We start from the raw sequence: 18,866 nt of genomic DNA, 5'->3' as shown, positions 1-18,866 counted from the left end.
CTGTCCGATGCCGAGCGCGGCCGGCTCACCGCCGCCGGGTGGTCCGGCGGGCCCTGGACGGCGTCGCACCCCGGCGGGCCGGCCCCCAGCCTGGGACGGCGGCGCGGCCGGTCACGCGGCCCGTGGCAGACGCGGCACCCCGGCCTCGCCGGTGTCCAGGGGGCGCAGCGCCTGGAGGAGTGCGGTGACGGCCCGGTTCAACGGGACGTCGATGCCGAGCTTCTCGGCTTGCCGGACGACGGCCCCGTTGAGGGCGTCGTATTCCAGCGGCCTTCCGGCCAGCCGGTCGTACAGCATGGACGTTCCGTTGTCCGCGGCGAACTCCGCCGTGAAGGCGAGGGTGCGCTGGACGTCCTCCTCAGTGAGCCGGGCGCCGAGCGCGCCGCCCACCGCCGACGCCTCCCGCATCAGCCCGAGGGCGAGTTCACGCACGTGTGCGTCCTGGAACACCTCCATACGGCGCAGGGTGAGCGCGGTGAGGGAGTTCACGGCGATGTTGAGCATCAGCTTGCGCCACATGGCCGTGGTGAGGTCCTCCGCCACGTCCACTGTCATGCCGCTGCCCTCGAACAACTCGGCCAGCTCCTCGGCCCACGGCCCCCGCGGAACCTGGAAGCTGTCGCCGTAACCGAGCCGGATACGGCCCGGGGCGAGCCTCTCGGCCTGGATGTACACCAGTGCCGGAACGAGCGAGGCCCGGGGGGCGAGATCCTGGACGCCTTCCGTCTGTTCGACGCCGTTCTGGAGGACGACGACGGTGGTGTCCTCGTCGCACAGGGAGCGCAGCCACGTGGCCGCGCTCTCCGTGTCGAACGACTTCACGGCGAGCAGGACCCAGCGCACCGGCTTGAGGTCGCTCGGGTCGGTCACGACCCGCACCGGGAAGCGCTCGACCCGTGCGCCGTTCTCGATCCGCAGTTCGTCGAAACGGGTACGCACACAGACCGTCACATCGTGGCCTGCTCTGTGCAGCGCTGACGCGACCACACCTCCGACGGCACCCGCGCCGATCACGGCGACGGCGGTCCTGGGTGTCCTTGCGTTGGGCCCCATGGTTCCCTCCTGATCAGGGTGCGGGATCGCTGCACGATGTATCCCTCATGTATCACCAACGACGTGTGACGCTCCGCTGGTTCGCAGGTCGGGCGAATGTGCCGACAGTCACATACATGTCCAAGAGGAAGAAATGGGTCAGGAACCGTGCGCCGGCCGGGACGCCGCCCGCTGCGGTTCATGACGGACTACGACGCCGGCAGCGGGGTGCGATGCCGGGACCGGCCGGAGCCGGAGGCGGGTTCCGGTCCGGTGCCGGGGCGTCCTGCGGGCTCCGGCCGGGGCGACGTCACCGGGTCGGCCCGCCTGAGTCCGTGACGGACCGTCAGCCTGTGCAGCCGCTCACCGTCCCGTGCGTCGAGAGCGCCGTGGACGTGCACCACGGCCCGGACACAGACCTCGGGCTCCAACTGCCCGAACAGCCTCTCCAGCGCCGGCCACAGGGACGCGTCGAGGGGCCGGTGCGAACCCCAGGGCCCGAGGTCGAGTGCGACGGTGTCGGGGCGGGCGGGGCGGGCCGTGGCGAGGAGCGGCGGTGCGGCGTCACGCGGTCCGACCCACAGGCCCGACGGGGTCACCCCCGCCTTCCAGTCCCGGCCCAGCGACAGCGCGTCGGGCCCGGTGCCCGCGCTCAGCACCGCGGGGACCCGCCATTGCGTCACGCGTGCCGGCCGGCCGCCCCCGCTCGTCGCCGGCTCGTGGACGAGGGTTTGGGCGAAGGGCCGCCAGGCGGGCCGGCCCTGCTCGTCGAGCAGGTACTGGTCCGCGGCGGCGTCGCCGGCCGAGACGCCCTCCGGGACGGCCCTGCCGTGCATGACGGGCGCTCCCAGCGCCACCCCGACCTCGCAGCCCAGGAGGTCCGACACCTCCTGAGCGGTCCGTGACATCGGCTGACCCGCCAGCGAAACCAGCCGCAGCGAGCCGCGGACCCGCTCGGGGAGCGTCCCCATGACCACCGCGAGGACGGTGGCGGGAGTCCGCGGCGAGGTGATGATCAGCTGCGGCCGGCCGTCCTCCGGCGGTACGGCGTGCAGCCGGGCGTGGGTGGCGGGCGACACCGGTCCCGCGGGCCGTACGGCCAGCCCGGCCGGCACGGGTTCGACGATGTGCCCGGCCAGTGTCTGGCGGCCCACCCGCCGCACCGCGATCTCCCAGTCCGGAATGGGCAGATGACCGCTCACCTGCCGGGTGGCCGTGCCGGGCGAGAAGTGCCACCAGCCGCCGGGGCCCCCCGGGTGGCCGGGCGCGAAGAGACAACCCGTCGCCGTCACGAGCGCGGACCCGGCGGTGGCCAGGACGTCCATTCCCCACCGTTCGCTGATCAGCCGGGCCGCCGACGGGCTGTCGCCGGCCTCGTGGGCGCCCTCGGACATCACCAGGGTCAGCAGGCGCACCCGCGCGTCCCGGCTCGCCTCCAGGGCGGGCGCCAGCAGCCGGCCCAGCCCCTCCGCGCCGCCCTCGACCGAGGGCACGCCGACCACGACGAACGCCTCGTTCGGCCGGGTGGGGCCCAGCCGGCCGGCGAGCCGGGTGAGCCACACCGGCGGCCTGCTCCCCGAGTGCACCAGATGCAGGTGCTCGCCGACGGAGGTGACCGTCGATGCCGTCGCCGTGTCGTAGCGAGTGTGGCCCGGGTCTCCCGCGGGGATGACGGTCATGCGGCCCTCACAGTCCATGGTCACGACGGAAGGAGACACACGAAGGGCATGACACGGACACGCATCGCTGACCTCGCGGCCATCCCTGTGCTCACATGTGCCCACCGCGTCCGTTCCCGGCACACGTGTCTCCGGGCCGGAGTCTACCGGACACATGTCGGGCGAAGATATGTACCCGATTCGCTGGTTTCGTCCCGACTGGGGGCGTAGCGTTCATCCACGTACGTGTGAGTTGTCCCAGGGGAGGAGGAGGACGTCATGACGGCAGAACCGGTGCGGTTCAGCCCCGACGAGCGGCTGGAGGTGGTGACGATCCCCGTGTCCGACGTCGAGCGGGCGAAGGAGTTCTACCTACGGCTCGGCTGGCGACTGGACCGCACACCACCCGCCAAGGTGCAGGTCACCCCGCCGGGCTCGGCGTGTTCGGTGCAGTTCGGAACAGGCCTGACCACGGCCGAACCCGGCTCGGCCCAGAACATGTACCTGTGCGTCCCCGACATCGTCGCGGAACGGAACAGGCTGGTGGAGCTGGGGGTCGAGGTGGGCGACTACTACCACACCGGGGGCCCCGCCCCCGAGCCCGGACTGCACCCCGAGCGGGAGAGCTACCGCTCGCACTTCCCCTTCCGCGACCCGGACGGCAACGCGTGGCTGGTCCAGGAGGTCACCTCCCGCCTGCCCGGCCGTATCGGACCCGGCCCGACGGCCTTCACCTCCGCGGACGACCTCGCCCGGGCCCTGCGCCGGGCCGCCGCGGCACACGCCGAGCGGCCGGGGAGCACCGGCGACGCGGACCCCGACTGGGCCGAGTGGTACGCCGCGCACCTGGTGGCCGAGCAGACCGGAGGCGGCGCGAGCTGACCTGCCGCACGGTGCACCGTCAGTCAGATGACGTATGTACCCGCACGGGCGATGGTCGCATCCTGGACAGGGGCACGCCCCCGGCTCACGCCACCAGCGCGGCCGGGGGCGACCGGAGCCAGAAGCAGCGTGAGAGAGAGTCGGATGCACGACCCCGCAGACAGCCACCCGGACATCCACTGGCCGTCCGGATTCTCACCTGCCGAAGCCCATGGCTTCCACCATGTGCAGGCCGTCGTGCCCGGCCCGCCCGAGCGGGTCTTCCGTGTGCTCACCGACATCGCGGACTGGACCAGCTGGGTGCCGAGGTGCGAGGAGGTCAGCGCCCCGGCCTTCACCCAGACCTTCGAGGTGCGCTGGTGCGGTCATCGGTTCGAGGTCTACGTGGGAGAGCACGTACCGCCCCGCCGGCTCGGCTGGATGTGCCTGGGTACCAGTGTCCGGCTGTACCAGGGATATCTGCTCACCGAGGTCGGCGACGGCACGGAGATCGTCGTCGAGAGCGCCGTCCGCGCCTCCCTCCCCAAGGCGTTCGACACGTTGTCGCCCACATGGGTGGAGCGCCTGGACGAACTGTGGCACGCCCAGCTCGCCCGGCTGTCGGCCCCGCCGCCGAGCGTGTGAGCCGTTTCCCGCTGCCCGGCGCGCGCGGTCGTCGTACGGCGGCACAGGTGATCCGCCCCGGGCGGCGCGGCCCCGGCACAGCGGCCCACGGCCGACCGGCAGGGCCGCTGTCACCTTCCGTCGCCTTCGCGTTCAGGCCGTGAACGTCGCCCACGACTCCCGGGTGCGGAAGCCGGCCCGCTCGAAGAGCGGCAGCGCCTCCTCGCTGGAGTGCAGATACGCCGTGTGCGCCCCGGCGGCCCGGCCGTCCCGCAGGATCGCCTCGGTCAGCGCACGGCCGACCCCGCGCCGCCGGTGGTCGCGCAGGGTACCGATGTTGGCGAGCCCGACATGCCGTTCGGTGAGGATCGCCAGCCCCGCTCCGGCCGGCACCCCGTCCACCTCGGCGAGGTAGGCCCGGACGAAGGGCTGTCCGAGGACGAGGGGCGTGTACAGGCTGGTGATGATCATCGGCGGGGCCCCGAAGGCCGCGCCGAGGACGGTGGCGAAGGTCTGGTCCTCGTCGTCGCGGAGCGGACGCACGGTCACGGGCCCCCGGGCGGACTCGCGGCTGTCGCGGTCCTCGTCCAGGGACAGCAGCATGAAGGGCTGCCGGGTGAGCGTGCGCAGTCCGCGGGCGGCGGCGATGCCGGCGATCTCGGCACCGGGCTCGCCGCGCAGCCGGATGCTCCAGGGGAGCTGTGCGACATGCGGTGCGGCCTTCTCGCAGAGCAGCCCGATCTCCGCCGCGTCCGGCACGTCGGTCACACTCATGATGCTGTTGAGCAGGGGGATCATCGAGCGGGTGACGGCCAGCAGGGCGCCGCCGGGACCGCGCTCGTGCAGGCCGTCCGGCAGGACACCGGCGAGCCACTCCGTAGCCGTCTGGAAGGCCTCTGCGGCCTCGGAAACCGCATCGTCATTGGTCATACATGTGAGTGTAACTCCGCGTCATACGTAACATCCGCGGTTCAAAACACGTATCCCATTGCCCAAGGATCACTGCCTCGCACCAGCGAAAGAGGGCAGGCGGCACGTCTGTCGCGCTCGGCGCGAGCGTGCCGGCCGCGGGCGGCCTGCTCATGACGCCGGTCACGGCGCCGGCCGACACCCCGAACGGCCCCTCGCACAGCACCCCCACCACTCGGCAGCAGGCCCTGCGGTCCGCCACTGGGAGGACTGACCCCGGCCAGGACCCCCGCACGGCGGACCTTCTCCCGCCCCGCCGTGCGGGGTTCCGGCTCCCTCGCGGGTCATGCGCCTCGGACGTCCGCCCGCACGGCCGGGGGCTGACGACGGAGCCGGCGGCGTTCGGTCTCGGTCGTCGCCCCCCATATGCCGTGGGCCTCGCGTGTCTCCAGCGCCCACCGCAGACAGGGCGTGACGACGGCGCAGTCCCGGCACACGGCCTTGGCCTGTTCGATCTGCACCGCGCAGGGACCGGTGTCGCCGATCGGGAAGAACAGCTCAGGGTCCTCGCGTCTACAGGCGCTCATCGCCCGCCAGTCGGTGGCCGCGAGGGATTCGCGGTGCATCAGGCCTCCCCAGAAGTCCGTCGGGACATCACGTGACACGTGGCGACCGGCCACCGGCACCCCGGAGCCAGTCGTATGTCCCCAACTTTCTGGTGAAAGCTCCTTATTCCATCATCTGTCCCTTCAGTGTCCCGAAGGGCTGTGCCGGGTGAGCGGGGCGGGAGTCGCCTCTCGCCCCGCTCTGCCCAGCCGCGCGGTGGATGTTCGTCAGCGCAGCGTATATGCCGTGGGGATGGTCTGCCTGACGGTGTTGCCCTGGCTGTCGGTCGCGCTGATCCTCAGTCCGACACCCTCGGCGGCCTTCTCCCGCCGCGGGTTGCTGATGGTGGTGGTGAACGTGTTCTTCCCGGTCGCCTTCGTGGCCGCGGGATGCCAGGTCCTGCCTCCGTCGAAGGTGGTCTCCGCCTTCAGGGAGGTCACCTCGGGCAGGTCGGTGAGCCGCTGCTGGTAGTAGCCGACGACGGTGACCTCGTGTTTCTCCCCGGCCTTGGCCGTGTTGTCCAGGGCCAGACCGAAGTCGTAGCGCAGGAAGATCAGCGGCTCCGGGCGGCAGGCCGCGTGGTTGCTGCCGATCAGCTCACCGACGCACGGGCTCAGCTTCGGGGCGTCGTCCTTGGTCGCCGTGGCGGAGGTGTACTGCCACACCGTCCTGACGTCGTTGGTCCGCGTCTCGAACGTGTACCGGGCGGACTTCGCCGGAAGGTCGTAGGAGACGAGGTCACCGCCCTTGCAGCCGGCGAGCGCCAGCATCGCTGCGGCTGCGAGCACCATGAGGGCCCCTCTGCGGCGCCGCGCCGATGGCACTGGGGTGTTCATCGTGTCGGTCTCCTTGGCGGTGTCGAGTGCCGTCACAGGGTCGGCCAGGTCTCGTCGGGGAGGTGCTCCGTATGACGCCCGATCTCGTCACCGGATGCGTTGAGCAGCTTGAAGTCGCAGGTGGAGTCGAGGTTCGGCACGGTCGGCGAGGGGGCCGTCCCGCAGGAGGGGAGATCGATGAACTCGTGCTGGAGCAGTTCGTCGTCGACGATGCCGATCAGCGCCTGGCGACCGCCGCCACTGTCCGTCAGATAGAGGGTGGGGTAGAAGGTGTCGCCCTGCCGGCAACCCGAGCACGGTCCGGCCTGGACCGAGAAGCCCGACGCGGTGCGCACCTGCGGCACGGCCCCCGGTACGGACGGCCCTGCGTTCCAGTGGATCTCGTTCCTGCCGGTGAGAACCATGTCGTTCATTTCCGTGCGGTTGTGCGTCAGGAAGTGGTCCGCCCCGCGCTCGGCCCAGGACGCGGTGAACCGGCTGATGGCGTTGTCCTCCCGCTTGACGAAGGCGGTCATGGTCCGCTGCGTGGACGGGTGCGGCAGGGACACCTGCGACGAGGCGGTGCCGGCCTGGAGGGACTGGTTCCAGCTCAGCTGGTGCACCTCCCCGGGCCGTGCCGCGTGGAAGGAGAGGTCGACCCGGTCGAGATCGTCCTTCCCGAGCCGGTAGGTCTTCGGCTGGAGCTGTCCGTTCTCGTGGTACGTGGCCGCGTACGCCCTCGGCACGACGCTGCCGCCGAGGCCGATCCGGACGTGCGACCCGCCGGCCTTGATCCGCTGGATCAGGGCCTGGGCCTGGACGTAGGGCACGCTCATGATGGGCAGCGCGGCGTACGGCTCGATCGCCGGACAGCTCTGCGGCCCGTCCAGGCACTGGTCGAACTCCGAGGGACGGCCCAGCGAGGTGAGGCCCGGTGCCGCGACCAGCACACCGACGGCGTGCGCGGAGGCGGCGGTGGCCACCCGCTCCCGGAGCTCGGCATAGTCGCAGGTGCCCTGACAGATGTCGGTCGGCGTCAGGAGGACGAGCTTGCCCCGGACGTCCACGTCCGCGAGTTCGGCGGGGGACCCGGTGCCGGCGTGGACCACCGGCAGGTGTCCCTCGACCGGCAGCCGGGGAACCGGGATCGAGGCTTGCCGGGTGCTCGGGTCCCCGTTGTCGCGCAGCCACCCCTGCGACTCGGACAGCGCGGCGTCCGGGGTCACGTAGCGGGCGGACAGGGCGGCGGAGGCACCGCCGCCGGTGGCGCGCATGGTGACGACGGGAGTCGTCCCCGAGGTGTAGAAGTCGTGGGTGAGGGAGCCTTCGCTCACCTTGCCGGTGGGCAGCACCCACCAGTTCGGTTCGGCGGCCCTGTAGTCGAACGCCGACGACGAGCCCATCGTCCACGCCCCGGTCGCCGAGACCCGGTTGACGACGTCGGTGGCGTTGTAGGTCTCGGTGGACTCGGGGTACTCCACGCGCAGCGGTTCGGCCTTGCGCAGGTCCAGGGTGACCGTGGTCGCCTTGGTGAGGCCCACCTCCGGTGCGATCGGTGTGGCCTGCTGCACGTCACCGGCCGCGTTCCGCCATGTGACCGGGATCTGTACCGCGTAGGTGCCGCGGAAGAGCTGCTCGGTCACGGTGTCCGCGCCGGTTTCGGCGACCTGGCCCGCGTGCAGGTGGATCTGGTCGTCGACCGGCATGAAGGTGGCGGTCCCGTAACGGACGTCCGTGGCACCCGCGGGAGGGACGACGTGCACGGTCAGCGGGAACTTCTGGGCCTCCACGAAGGTGTGGATCCGTGCGTTCAGCCGTATCGCGCCGGAGTCGTCACGGGCGCTCAGCAGCCCGTTGTACGTGCCATAGGGCCCGTCGGCGCCCAGTACCCTGGCGTCGAGCGTCACCGGCACCTCGGCGGACCCGCCCGCGGGAACGACCACCGTGTCCGTGCCGAGGGTGAACAGACCCGCCGCGGCCGGCTTGCCGTCGCCGAAGGAGACCGGCATCGACAGATGCAGCGTGATCGCCTTGTCGCCGCGGTTGGTGTACGTGATCCGCTTCGTCTGCGCCGAGTGCGGGAAGGCCAGGCGGCCGAAGTTCAGGTTCCCCTTCGGGACGATCTGCGGATTGGTCGCCGTCGCCAGGTCCACCAGACCGGTGCCCTGGGCGTACATGTCGTGTCCCAGGTCGGAGGCGGTGTCCATCAGCAGTGCCTTGATCTGCTGACCGGTCAGCTCCGGATGCTGCTGGGCGATGATGGCCGCGGCGCCGGTGACGTGCGGCGTCGCCATCGAGGTCCCGCTGGCCGTGGTGTAGTACTGGTCCACCGGCGTGCCCATGGCCGTGCCCGCGGCGCGCGCCGCGACGATGTCGACGCCCGGAGCGGCGATGTCGGGCTTGGCGGCGCCGTCCCCGATGCGCGGTCCCCGATTGGAGAACTGCGCCATCTCGTCGTTCTTGTCGACGGCCGCCACGGTCAGGGCGTCGTCGGCGGAGCCCGGGGTGACGACCTTCTGGGCGACGAAACCGGAGTTGCCGGCCGCGACCACGAACAGGGTCCCGGTGGTGCGGCTGAGCTCGTTGAGCGCCTGGCTCATCGGATCGGTGCCGTCGGTGGGTTCACCACCCAGGCTCATGTTGACGACCTTGGCCCCGGAGTGGGCGGCCCAGTCCATGCCCGCGATGATCGCGTCGTCGGGACACTCTCCCGCGTCGTTGCAGACCTTGCCCACCAGCAGCTTGGCGCCGGGTGCGACGCCCTTGCGCAGCCCCTTGGACGCGGCGCCGCTGCCCAGGACCGTGGACGCCACATGGGTGCCGTGCCCGTGCCCGTCCTTGGCACCGTGCGGACTGCCGGTGAAGTCGGTCTGCCCGACGATGCTCGCGGACACGTCCGGGTGGGTGGCGTCGATACCGGTGTCCAGCACCGCCACGGTCACGCCGGTGCCGTCGTAGCCGCGTTCCCAGGCGACGGGCGCGCCGATCCGGGGTACCGACTGTTCGAGGTCGACGTGGGACAGGCCGTTGAGCCACACCTTCTTGACCCCGGTCAGGGAACCGGCGGACCGGGCGGCGGCCGGTGTGGAGGCCGTCTTGCCCCGTACCCCCTGCCACCACCGTCCGTCGCCGGCGATCCTCATCGAGCGGCCGTTGATGCTCGGAAGTGCCCGTCCGCCGGACGCCCCGGCGACCTTCCGCGTCCTGTCGGCCGCGGCGGTGCCGGTGTAGGTGACGAGCACCGGCACGGTGTCCTTCCCGCCCGCGGCGGCGAGCGTCAGCAACTGGCCGAGGTCGAAGAGCGACCAGTCGAGCAGTCCCTGGCCGACCAGTGCGAGGGCGTCGTCCGGTACGACGTACACCTTGCCCTGGCGGGTGAGGGTGTGGAACACGACCGGCAGTCCATCGGGCCGAGGCGCGCTCTCGGTGCCGCGGACGACCGGCTTGCCGCCGTCGTCGACACCGACGTCCACGGTGTCGCCGGTGATCAGCGTGACCGGCACGGATCCGCCCGACGCGGAGACGAATCGAGCCAGGGGGTTGTCGGCGGCCGATGTCGGGCTGTCCGTCTGTGCGGCACCGGATGGCGGCGGCTGCCGGTCCGGGGCGGCGGCGTGGGCCGTCGTCGTCGACACGAGCATGCCGAGGACGGTCAGACCGACGGTCACCGCGCCCCAGCGTCTGCCGACGCCCGTTGTTGCGCTTGACCTCATCGATGAGTCTCCCTTGAGAGGAATGACGGGGAACGTGGGAACAGGTCCGGGCCAGGGGCGTGCGGCGCGTCGGCGACCGTCCCTTGCGTGCACACGAGGACGCCGGCCGCTCAGCGGACGCGGGCTGCTCCACGCCTCGCGCCAGGGGCCCTGTGTCAGAGGGGTTCGTACTCGGCGTCGTCGTCGGCGCCGGCCCTCTCGGTGTGCGGGGTGGCGGAGTCCGCCGGGTCGGACGGCGGTCCGGCCGGCACGGGTTCGTCCTGAGGACGGAGTTCCGGTGCGGGCGGTACGTCTGCCGAGGCGGGCGTCGGCGGCTTGGCGGGCGGCATGGCAATGAGTGTGCGATCGTGCCGGGGGCCGGCACGATCGCTCAGATGCGGGATTTAATCCCGCCGTTCGGTACGGGACTTTTCGTCGTCCTCTGAAGGCCGTGCCGAATTCACTCGTCGCGCGCGGGCCGTTGGTCCAGGTCGCCGACGAGACCCGACTCGACGACCCTGACCGCGAGTGCCGTGCGCGAGGTGACGTCCATCTTGCGCATCGCCGACTTCACCTGGCTGGCGATCGTCTGCACCGACACCCCCAAGGTGTCGGCGATCTGGCGGTTGGTCAGCCCCTCCACCAGCAGCCGGGCCACTTCCAGCTCACGCGGCGAGAGCCGGTTGCCGTAGCCGGGACGCCCCCGCCCGCGCGTCACCGCGAACCCCTTGCCGGCGAGGAACCGGAGGATCCGGTCGGCGTCGCGGGAGGCGCCGAGTTCCGACAGCGCCCGCGCGATGTCCGACAGCGCGGGGAGCGCCGTCTCGTCCCGGCCCTCGGCGAGCAGGCAGCGGGCGGAGCGTTCCCTGGCGAGCAGAGCGTCGTACGGCCGCGGCAGCGCCTCCCAGGCGGTGGCCGCACGGGCGAACAGCGCGGCGGCGTCCGTGCGGCGGCCATCGGCCTCCGCCAGGATCGCGCGGCACAGGACGAGGGACGCCTGGGCCGCCGGTGCGTCCCTGTCGCCCAGGGCACCGTCGAGAGCGTTCACCACCTCCGCGGCGGCTCCGAGCCGGCCGGCGGCGGCCAGGGCGGCGGTGCGCACGGGGGCGAACTCGACGGCACGGGACCACGGGCCGCCGCCGACGGCGGTCTCGGCGAGCTGGTCGGTCAGCCGGAGCGCCTCGTCGACGTCGCCGTCGCGCAGGCACAACTGGGCCAGTGCCGCCACGGCCTCGATGCGCTGCTGGTCGTCGCGTCCGGCGAACGCCAGCCGCTCCTCGGCCACCTCCCGGTCTCCGCAGGCGGCCTGGAGCAACCCGGCCACGAGCGCCGCCTCGCACCGGTCTTTCAGCCGTACGCCGCTGTCGTCGTCGAGCAGGCGCGCCGTCTGCTCGGCGAGTCCCGACCAGGCACCGGTGAACCAGTCCAGGTGGGCCTGGGAGGAGGCGATGCTGTCGAGGTAGTCCAGGAGCTGGTGGCGCTCGGCGAGGGCGCGGGCCTTGGCGAGTCGTGCCCTGGCCTCCTCGTACCGTCCCCACCGCGTCGCCTCCTCGCCGACGTTCGTGTGACCGATCGCGACGATGGACGCCGCCCGCGGCTCCGGGACGTCGTCCGGGATCTCCCGGGCCGCCGCCCATCCGGCCTCCTCACCCAGCATGAGCAGCGCGAACGCGCGTTCCACCGACAGGTGCAGCCGGTCGAGGGACGCCATCGACCGCGCCGGCGGCGGCGCCTCCTCCAGCCACCGCAGGTGCTCCCGGACCGGCCGCGCGTTCCCCAGGGGCAGGGCCAGCAGCACACGGGCGCGTGCCTGCTCCGCGGAGCCCGGCGGCAGATGGGCGATCGCGGTGAGGATCTCGCCGCGGCCCGCCTCGATCTCGCCCGCCACCATGAGGACCCGGCCGATCTGGAAGCGGACGGACGCCTGCTCCACCGGCGTGAGGACCTGGCCGGCGAGAGCCGAACGCAGCGATGCGATGACCGCCGAGTACGGGTCGGAGCCGGACAGCGCCTGGAACTGGATCTTCGTCACCAGACGTACCAGTACCCCGGCGGGCAGCGGGACGGTGGCGACCAGGCTGTGGATCAGCAGCGCCGAGGTGGCCACGTCCCCGGACTGGAGGCAGAGGTCGGCCGCCTCCTCGGTGTACCGGCACGCGGCCTCGGCGTCGCCGGCCAGCCGGAAGTGCCGCGCCAGCTGCGCCACCGGGGGCACCGGCCACCGCTGGAGGGTCCGGCCCGCCCGCAGGTGCATGGCACGCCGGTCCCCGGCCGGGATGGCGTCGTACACGGCGTAACACGCCAGCGGATGCCGGAACGACCACTGCCCGGACTTGTCCTCGCGCAGCAGGCCGCTGCCGAGCGCTTCGGCCGACTGTCCCGCGAACCGCTCCTGCGGCAGGCCGGTGACCGCGAGCAGCGTCGCGTGGTCGGCCGGACCGGAGAGCACTGCCGCCGCGTACAGGACGGTGCGGGTGTCGGGGCCGAGCCGCTGGACGCGCTCCAGCATGGCGTCGCGGATCGTCGGCGGGACCTCGATGCGGTCCAGCCGACGCCGCGCCCAACCGCCGTCGCGGCGGATCAGATCGGCGCGGTCGTGCATCAGCCGCACCGATTCCTCCACCGCCAGGGGTACGCCCGCGGTGCGTGCGTGCAGGAAGGCCGCGAACTCGTTCGAGACGTGCCCGCCGGCCAGCATCGACGAGATGAACGAGGCGGTCTCACCGACATCCAGCGGCCCCGGCGTCAGCCTGACCGGACGAGCGTCGGAGGGCAGCCGGGAGGACAGCCGCAACAGCGGGGAACCCGACGGCACTTCGTCGCGTCGGAAGGTCAGCACCACACTGACCGGCTGCGGCCGGCGGGAGACGAGGAACAGCAGGAATTCGAGAGTCGCCTCATCGGCCCAGTGGACGTCCTCCAGCGCGAGGACCGCGACGTCGAGCCGGCCGAGGACCTCGACGAAGGCCCGGAACAGCCGGTGCCGGGCGGCGGTGGCGTCCTCCAGCGCCTCCGGTGCCGCAGGCAGGTCGTCGGCCCACTCGGGGAACAACGGCCTCAGCGCGCCCGCCAGCCCGCTCAGCCGCAGCGCGGCAACGTTGTCGACGCCGTCCCGCACCGCGTCCACCACCGCCCCGAGGGTGTACGGCACCCGCAACTCCAGGCAGGCACCGACCAGGGCGTGCCGCCCCCGCTCCGCCTGGGACGCCAGGAACTCGCGCAGCAGCCGGGTCTTGCCGATGCCCGCCTCACCCTCGATCAGCACGACCGCGGGGACACGTCCGAGCGCCGACGCAAGTGTGCCGAGCTCATCCTCCCGGCCGACGAACTGCGGCGCGGACAGCGCCGGGAGCCGACCACCGCCGTTGCCATGGACCCCTCCGAGCACCGCGAAGTCTCCCCTCAGCCGACCCCCGTCACACCCAGCGCCGGCCTCGTCCGCGGAGAACACGTCAGGGGCGGCACCGCGGCTCCCGTCGGGACGGTGAGGACAAGGACGGCTGCAAGACTGTAAACCACTCCGCCGGATCCGGACCGGATCATTCGGTGCCGTCCGCCGTGACACCACGATCGTGGCAGGTGTGTGTGAGCCGGTGCCTTCCTCAAGGTCATGCGGACGCTGCGGGCCGGCGGGAAGGAGGTGCCGTTGGTGCCGCTGGGGAGGGGCAGGCCCGGTGTCGCGGACGCCCGACGCGCATCGCGCCCGCGTCGGCGTCCGCTGCCCGGGAGAGGTGGCCGGGACGGACTCCGCCCCGGCCTGGGTTCGCTGCCGCGCCGGGTTCAGGCGGGCTTGAGTCCGGGGGCGCCGGCTTCCGTGACGAAGGAGGCCGCGGTCGTGACGGGTGCGCCCGGCCTGGTGACGTACGGGACGGTCTTGAAGTCGGCGCGGGCCGCTTCCTGTCCGAGCGTGACCGTCACGTAGCCGCGCCGTCCGTTGTAGAACTTCATGTGCGGGTTGGCCGCGAGGTAGGTGGCCCAGTTGCCGGGCCGGTCCGCGCCGTCGCGCCCGCTGGTGATCGACGTGGTGACGATCTCCGTGCCCACGGTCCGGGAACCGGGGTCGCCGAAGTCGCGCTTGATGTCGAACGCGTAGTGCACGTGCACGTCGCCGGTGAGGACCATGAGGTTCTCCACGCCGGCGGCTTCGGCCCCCGCCAGGATCCGCTCGCGGGAGGCCGGGTAGCCGTCCCAGGAGTCCATGGAGACCTTGGACGGCGTAGCCGTGGTGTTGTACCGCTGGGAGAAGGTGACCTGCTGCGGTACGACGTTCCACAGCGCCCGCGAGGCACGCCAGCCGTCGATCAGCCACCGCTCCTGCGTGGCACCGGTGAGCGTGCGCGCCGGGTCCTCGGACTCGGGGCCGGGGTACTGCCAGCCGTCGCCGTAGGCCTGGTCCGAGCGGTACTGGCGGGTGTCCAGGACGTCGAACTGGGCGAGCCGGCCCCAGTGCAGGCGGCGGTAGAGCCGCATGTCGGAGCCGGTGGGCAGCTGCGGGCGGCGCAGCGGCTGGTTCTCCCAGTAGGCGCGGTAGGCGGAGGCGCGGCGCAGCAGGAACTCCTCGGAGGAGCCGCCGTCCTCCGGGGTGTCGTCGGCGTAGTTGTTCTCCGTCTCGTGGTCGTCCCAGGTGACGACGAAGGGGTGCGCGGCGTGCGCGGCCATCAGGTCCGGGTCGGACTTGAACAGGGCGTAGCGCAGCCGGTAGTCCTCCAGCGTCACCGTCTCGTGGTTGTAGTGGGCCGGGAGGGTCCGGTCGGTGTAGTTGCGGTCGTTGCCGGTGGCGTTCACGGCGTACTCGTACAGGTAGTCGCCCAGGTGGAAGACGACGTCCACGTCGTCCTCGGCGAGGTGGCGGTAGGCGGTGTAGTAGCCGTCGGCGTAGGCCTGGCAGGACACGGCGCCCAGGGTGAGCGCGGCGGGGCGGGTGCCGGGCAGGGGGGCGGTGCGGGTGCGGCCGGTGGGGCTCAGCCAGGCGCCGGCCCGGAAGCGGTAGAAGAAGACGCGGTCCGCCGGCAGGTGGGGCACCTCGACGTGGACGGTGTGGCTGAACTCGGGGTGGGCGGGGGCGGTGCCGCGCCTGACGATCCGGCGGAAGTCCGCGTCGTGGGCCAGCTCCCAGTGCACGGTGACGCGCTGCGCGGGCAGTCCGCCGTCGGGCTGGTACGGCTGCGGGGCCAGCCGGGTCCACAGCAGGACCGAGCCGGGCAGCGGGTCGCCGGAGGCCACGCCCAGCGTGAAGGGGTCGTCGGTGATCCTCCGGGCGTCGAGCTCGGCGGCGGCGGCCGTGCCGGCGGCGGGCAGGTTCACGGCGAAGGCGAGCGCGGCGGCGGCGCCGGTCATGGTGAGCAAGCGGCGCCGGCCCAGGTGCCGGGCGGCGGCGCGCAGTTCGGGGGCGTGCTGGGACGGGCGGGCTGCGGGTGTCATCCGGTCTCTCCCCTGTCGCGGTGAATGCAGGGGGCAGTTGACCCCGCCGCGACTACCGCGACGGGGCAGGAGCTTGGCAGACTCATGACGTTCACATGGCGGAAGGATGAGTTCCGGAACCGGGCGTGACATCGGACCGTCCCACCTGAAGCACGCCCGGCTCCACGAGCCCGGCCACGTTCAGGGCCGCTGCCCCGCCGCGGTCAACGAGCTGCACCGGTCGACGCCGAACCACCTGACGGCGAGGACCCGTACGCGGCCACTTCCACACGTGTCGACGCACGGGGGACCGGGCGCCGCGCATCGCCTTGAGGACCGCAACTTGCCCACGTCGGCGAGGAAGGCGCCGCCGAGGGCGGCCGTCACGACCCGACACGCTCTCGCGACTTCACGACCACGGGACATCCGTTCCCCGTTCCACAGCGGGAAGCCGATCCCTGGATTCGCCAACCGGTCTCGCGGGTAACGATCCAGCGTCGGTGGGCCGAAACCAGAGGCCACGTGTCTCTCCAAGAGGAACTAGGTGGTGTCGTGGCGGGTGCGGAGCAGGGGTACAGCGAACTACGCGTCATTTCCACCCTGGACGACACGAGCTGGGTCGTCTATCGATGGGTCCTCGACCGGGGACGCGCCGAAATCGACGCGATTCCCGAGCAGCTGGGACTGAGTCTTCCCCGCTTCAACGAATGTCTGGAACGGCTCCTGCGACTACGGCTGCTGCACACGGACGGCAAAGGAAGGGTCGTCGCGGGCAGACCGGATGCCGTGGCGGCGAACATCGTCGGCCCGCTGGAGAAGCAGATCGTGGAGTTCCGCGACGAGGCGGACCGGCTGAACGACGATTTCCGCAGGCTGATGTCCATGTACCAGCAGCACCGCAAGCGCCGCATGGGGCGCGGGAGCGACACCATCGGCGTGATTCCGGAGGGCGTCGGAATCAACCTGCTGATGAGCGAGATCGCCGAGGGCAGCGTACGGGAAGTACTGCTGATGCACTCCGGGACGGACGGCTTCGGCGGTCTGCTCGACCAGCTGCTCGCGGAAACCGCGTCCTTGTCCAGGCGCGGCGTGCGCGTGCGGGCGGTGTGCGCGGCCGAAGTGCTGGACGACGACTGGGCGATGCGGCACGGCGCATCGACCGCCGCCCGTGCCGGAGCGCTGGTGCGCGTCGTCCCCCAGGTGGCGGGCCCCCTGATCCTCCTCGACGAGCACGCCGCGTTCATTCCGGCCACGGGGGACCGGGCGGGCAGCGCGGTCGTGGTCCGGCAGACCACGGTGCTGGACATGCTCCGGGGCGCCTTCGAACAGCACTGGTCGGAGGCGGTGCCGCTGACCGAGCAGGCCGAGCCCGACGTCGAGGCGCTGACCGGTGACGAGGTCAAGTGCCGCATCCTTCACCTGCTGGTCCAGGGCGCGCACGACGGTGTGATCGCCCGCCGGCTGGGGATATCGGTGCGGACGTGTCGCAGGCACATCGCCGAGCTGGTCGAACAGGTCGGTGCGGAGAGCCGCCTGCAAGCGGGATTCCTGATGGCCGACCGCGATTGAGCCCGGTGGTCCGGCCGGATGATGCCGGAGGTGCGCGACGCACGAGGCTCCCGTGCCGTTGGGGGAGGTCTTCGACGTCTCAACCCCACGGGCGCAGGAGCCACGTTGGTTCCGTATGCGCCGCACTCGACGTGCCGCACGCCTTGGTCCCATGGACCGTCAAGCTCGTCGTCACCCGCGAGGACGATCGCCGCTGCGGGTCCGCATGGGCGCCGGTCCGTGGGTGACGACGCCGCTCGGACGCCCACCGGGCCGCGCGCTCACGCCGGCCCCGCCCACCGTCAACCGCGCTCTGTCCGCGGCCCGGACCGATGCGCCTCTTCGTGTCAGCCGTTCAGGTGTAAGACCCGCGCCGGCGTTATACCGAAGTGGACTCGGAAGGCGCGAATGAAGTGGCTGCTGTCGGCGAAATGCCAGCGCTGGGCGACCTCGGACACGCTGACTTCGCCGTGGCCGGAGAGGAGGGCTTCCCGCGCCTGCTCCAAGCGTCGACGACGTACGTACCCCATGATCGACTCCCCGGTTCCGGTGAAGGACCGGTGCAGTGTGCGGACCGATACGTTCAGTTCCTGAGCGATCACGGTGGGGCTGAGATCCTCTTCTCGCAGGCGTTCCTCGGCCATTCGCATAGCGGCAGCCCGCAGGGACCGACGGTCGCTTCCGACAGGCGCTTGTGACGGCGGTGCGTCCCCTCGGCCGCCTGTCGCTGCCGAAGTGGCGGCTGCGCCACGGACGCCGTTCTCGTTCGAATACCGCAACTCTTTGACCCTTCGCATCATGGAGACCGTCCTCAAGACTTCGGGGATTTCTCGGGCGGCCTGTCAGAAAGTCGCCCTCCGACGCCCGGCCGGAACGGCGTGACACGAGGTCGCGTATTCCGGCCGGGAATGAAGTACACGCATCCCCTGATCAAAAGTCCGTGATGTCACCGGCCAGCCTTTCGCTTCGAAGTATGAGAAACTGGATCTTCTTCGGAAGGTCCTGTGCTGTGCCACTGGGGCGGCCACTCAGATCATTGCTTGAACAGCAACGTGTGAAACACCGAGGATCGATGAGATTCGGTCAAGGTGATTTTGCTTGCATTAAGCACGCAAATGAGACGGGGTGGGCGTGTGGTCCGCTTACGCGACTCGGTGCGGGTGTGGTGCCCCGATGCGGGCCGCGTACGCCCAGTCGCGGCTGTCACGCCAGGTCGTGCCCCGGTTCCCGAGCCGTGGGCGGTCGACCACAACGCGCGCGGGGAAGGGCGGAGCTGCCGCACACGTAGAGACAGACCGCTCGGATTGGCAAGATACGTGTGACAAAGGGTTTCTCAAGCCTCACCTCCTCCCGTGGCCGAAACTGACTGAGATCGCCTCCCGCCGGGGCCGGACGCGGGACCGGCGCCGCGTCGAACGGGCGGGCGGTCGGGCCGTGACGGGCACCGGAGGCGAACGGCGGTGCAGGGCGAGGAGTCGGGCCTTCGGGGCCGCCTGGACAGTGGGCGTGGGAGCGGGCCGCTGGGCGGTGTCCGGGGCGCCTGGGACCGGGGCGGCACCGTACGCGCCGAAGGTCTGAAGGGCCTGCTCAAGGCGCTCTACCGGGCCGGGCAGCACCTCACGCAAGGCGTCCGGCAGCCCCTCGACCGCGCCTGGCACGAAGGCCGGCGGTGACCTTCCCGCCCCGGTCGCCGAGGACGGCGCACGCGGCCTTCCCGTCCC

General features: G+C 71.7%; 14 protein-coding genes. 4 read left to right on the top strand and 10 right to left on the bottom strand.

All coding sequences use genetic code 11. The features are described 5' to 3' along the window. Positions 1-111: 111 nt before the first annotated feature. Together IE294_RS21285 and IE294_RS21280 are read right to left on the bottom strand one after the other, a co-directional pair. On the bottom strand, positions 112-1,053 hold the full coding sequence (locus IE294_RS21285; RefSeq protein WP_189888461.1) for a 2-dehydropantoate 2-reductase: 942 nt from the start codon (positions 1,051-1,053) through the stop codon (positions 112-114). Between the two features lie 188 nt (positions 1,054-1,241). After that, the gene (locus IE294_RS21280) at positions 1,242-2,729 is read right to left on the bottom strand and encodes a hypothetical protein (RefSeq protein WP_229917276.1); all 1,488 of its coding nucleotides are present in this window, start codon (positions 2,727-2,729) and stop codon (positions 1,242-1,244) included. 240 nt (positions 2,730-2,969) lie between these two features. Between IE294_RS21280 and IE294_RS21275 the strand changes: the two genes are divergently transcribed. Beyond that, positions 2,970-3,572, top strand: a complete 603-nt coding sequence (locus IE294_RS21275; protein ID WP_189888459.1) for a VOC family protein — start codon at positions 2,970-2,972, stop codon at positions 3,570-3,572. Positions 3,573-3,716: 144 nt separating this feature from the next. Next, a complete protein-coding gene (locus tag IE294_RS21270; RefSeq protein WP_189888457.1) occupies positions 3,717-4,196 on the top strand; it encodes an SRPBCC family protein in 480 nt (159 codons plus the stop codon). Positions 4,197-4,328: 132 nt separating this feature from the next. Here IE294_RS21270 and IE294_RS21265 read toward each other — a convergent pair whose 3' ends face one another. The 7 genes from IE294_RS21265 to IE294_RS21235 form a co-directional block, all read right to left on the bottom strand. Next, positions 4,329-5,105: a GNAT family N-acetyltransferase gene (locus IE294_RS21265; protein WP_189888455.1), complete on the bottom strand. Its 777-nt coding sequence runs from the start codon at positions 5,103-5,105 to the stop codon at positions 4,329-4,331. Between the two features lie 323 nt (positions 5,106-5,428). After that, positions 5,429-5,710: a WhiB family transcriptional regulator gene (locus tag IE294_RS21260; protein WP_189817452.1), complete on the bottom strand. Its 282-nt coding sequence runs from the start codon at positions 5,708-5,710 to the stop codon at positions 5,429-5,431. Positions 5,711-5,917: 207 nt separating this feature from the next. Next, the gene (locus tag IE294_RS21255) at positions 5,918-6,481 is read right to left on the bottom strand and encodes a hypothetical protein (protein WP_189888453.1); all 564 of its coding nucleotides are present in this window, start codon (positions 6,479-6,481) and stop codon (positions 5,918-5,920) included. Between the two features lie 77 nt (positions 6,482-6,558). Further along, positions 6,559-10,218 carry a S8 family peptidase gene (locus IE294_RS21250; protein WP_189888451.1) on the bottom strand — a complete coding sequence of 1,220 codons (3,660 nt, stop codon included), beginning with the start codon at positions 10,216-10,218 and terminating at the stop codon, positions 6,559-6,561. Between the two features lie 155 nt (positions 10,219-10,373). Next, on the bottom strand, positions 10,374-10,547 hold the full coding sequence (locus IE294_RS21245; RefSeq protein ID WP_189888449.1) for a hypothetical protein: 174 nt from the start codon (positions 10,545-10,547) through the stop codon (positions 10,374-10,376). Positions 10,548-10,657: 110 nt separating this feature from the next. After that, positions 10,658-13,585, bottom strand: coding sequence for a helix-turn-helix transcriptional regulator (locus IE294_RS21240; RefSeq protein WP_189888447.1), 2,928 nt, complete (start codon positions 13,583-13,585; stop codon positions 10,658-10,660). A gap of 392 nt (positions 13,586-13,977) precedes the next feature. After that, complete coding sequence (locus tag IE294_RS21235; protein ID WP_189888445.1) at positions 13,978-15,618, bottom strand: alkaline phosphatase D family protein; 1,641 nt, start codon at positions 15,616-15,618, stop codon at positions 13,978-13,980. A gap of 531 nt (positions 15,619-16,149) precedes the next feature. On the opposite strand from IE294_RS21235, the gene IE294_RS47710 reads away from it, so the two are divergent. Next, a complete protein-coding gene (locus tag IE294_RS47710) occupies positions 16,150-17,166 on the top strand; it encodes a LuxR C-terminal-related transcriptional regulator (protein WP_229917261.1) in 1,017 nt (338 codons plus the stop codon). Between the two features lie 326 nt (positions 17,167-17,492). Here the strand turns inward: IE294_RS47710 and IE294_RS21225 are convergent, their stop codons facing one another. After that, a complete protein-coding gene (locus tag IE294_RS21225) occupies positions 17,493-17,789 on the bottom strand; it encodes a helix-turn-helix transcriptional regulator (protein ID WP_189817458.1) in 297 nt (98 codons plus the stop codon). Between the two features lie 816 nt (positions 17,790-18,605). Here IE294_RS21225 and IE294_RS21220 point away from each other — a divergent pair. After that, positions 18,606-18,818: a hypothetical protein gene (locus IE294_RS21220; protein WP_189888443.1), complete on the top strand. Its 213-nt coding sequence runs from the start codon at positions 18,606-18,608 to the stop codon at positions 18,816-18,818. Positions 18,819-18,866: the final 48 nt, after the last annotated feature.

Source organism: Streptomyces canarius, assembly GCF_014650735.1.
Taxonomy (GTDB): domain Bacteria; phylum Actinomycetota; class Actinomycetes; order Streptomycetales; family Streptomycetaceae; genus Streptomyces; species Streptomyces olivaceoviridis.
Note: the sequence above shows the minus strand (reverse complement) of the source record. Positions and strands in the feature narration are given on the sequence as shown.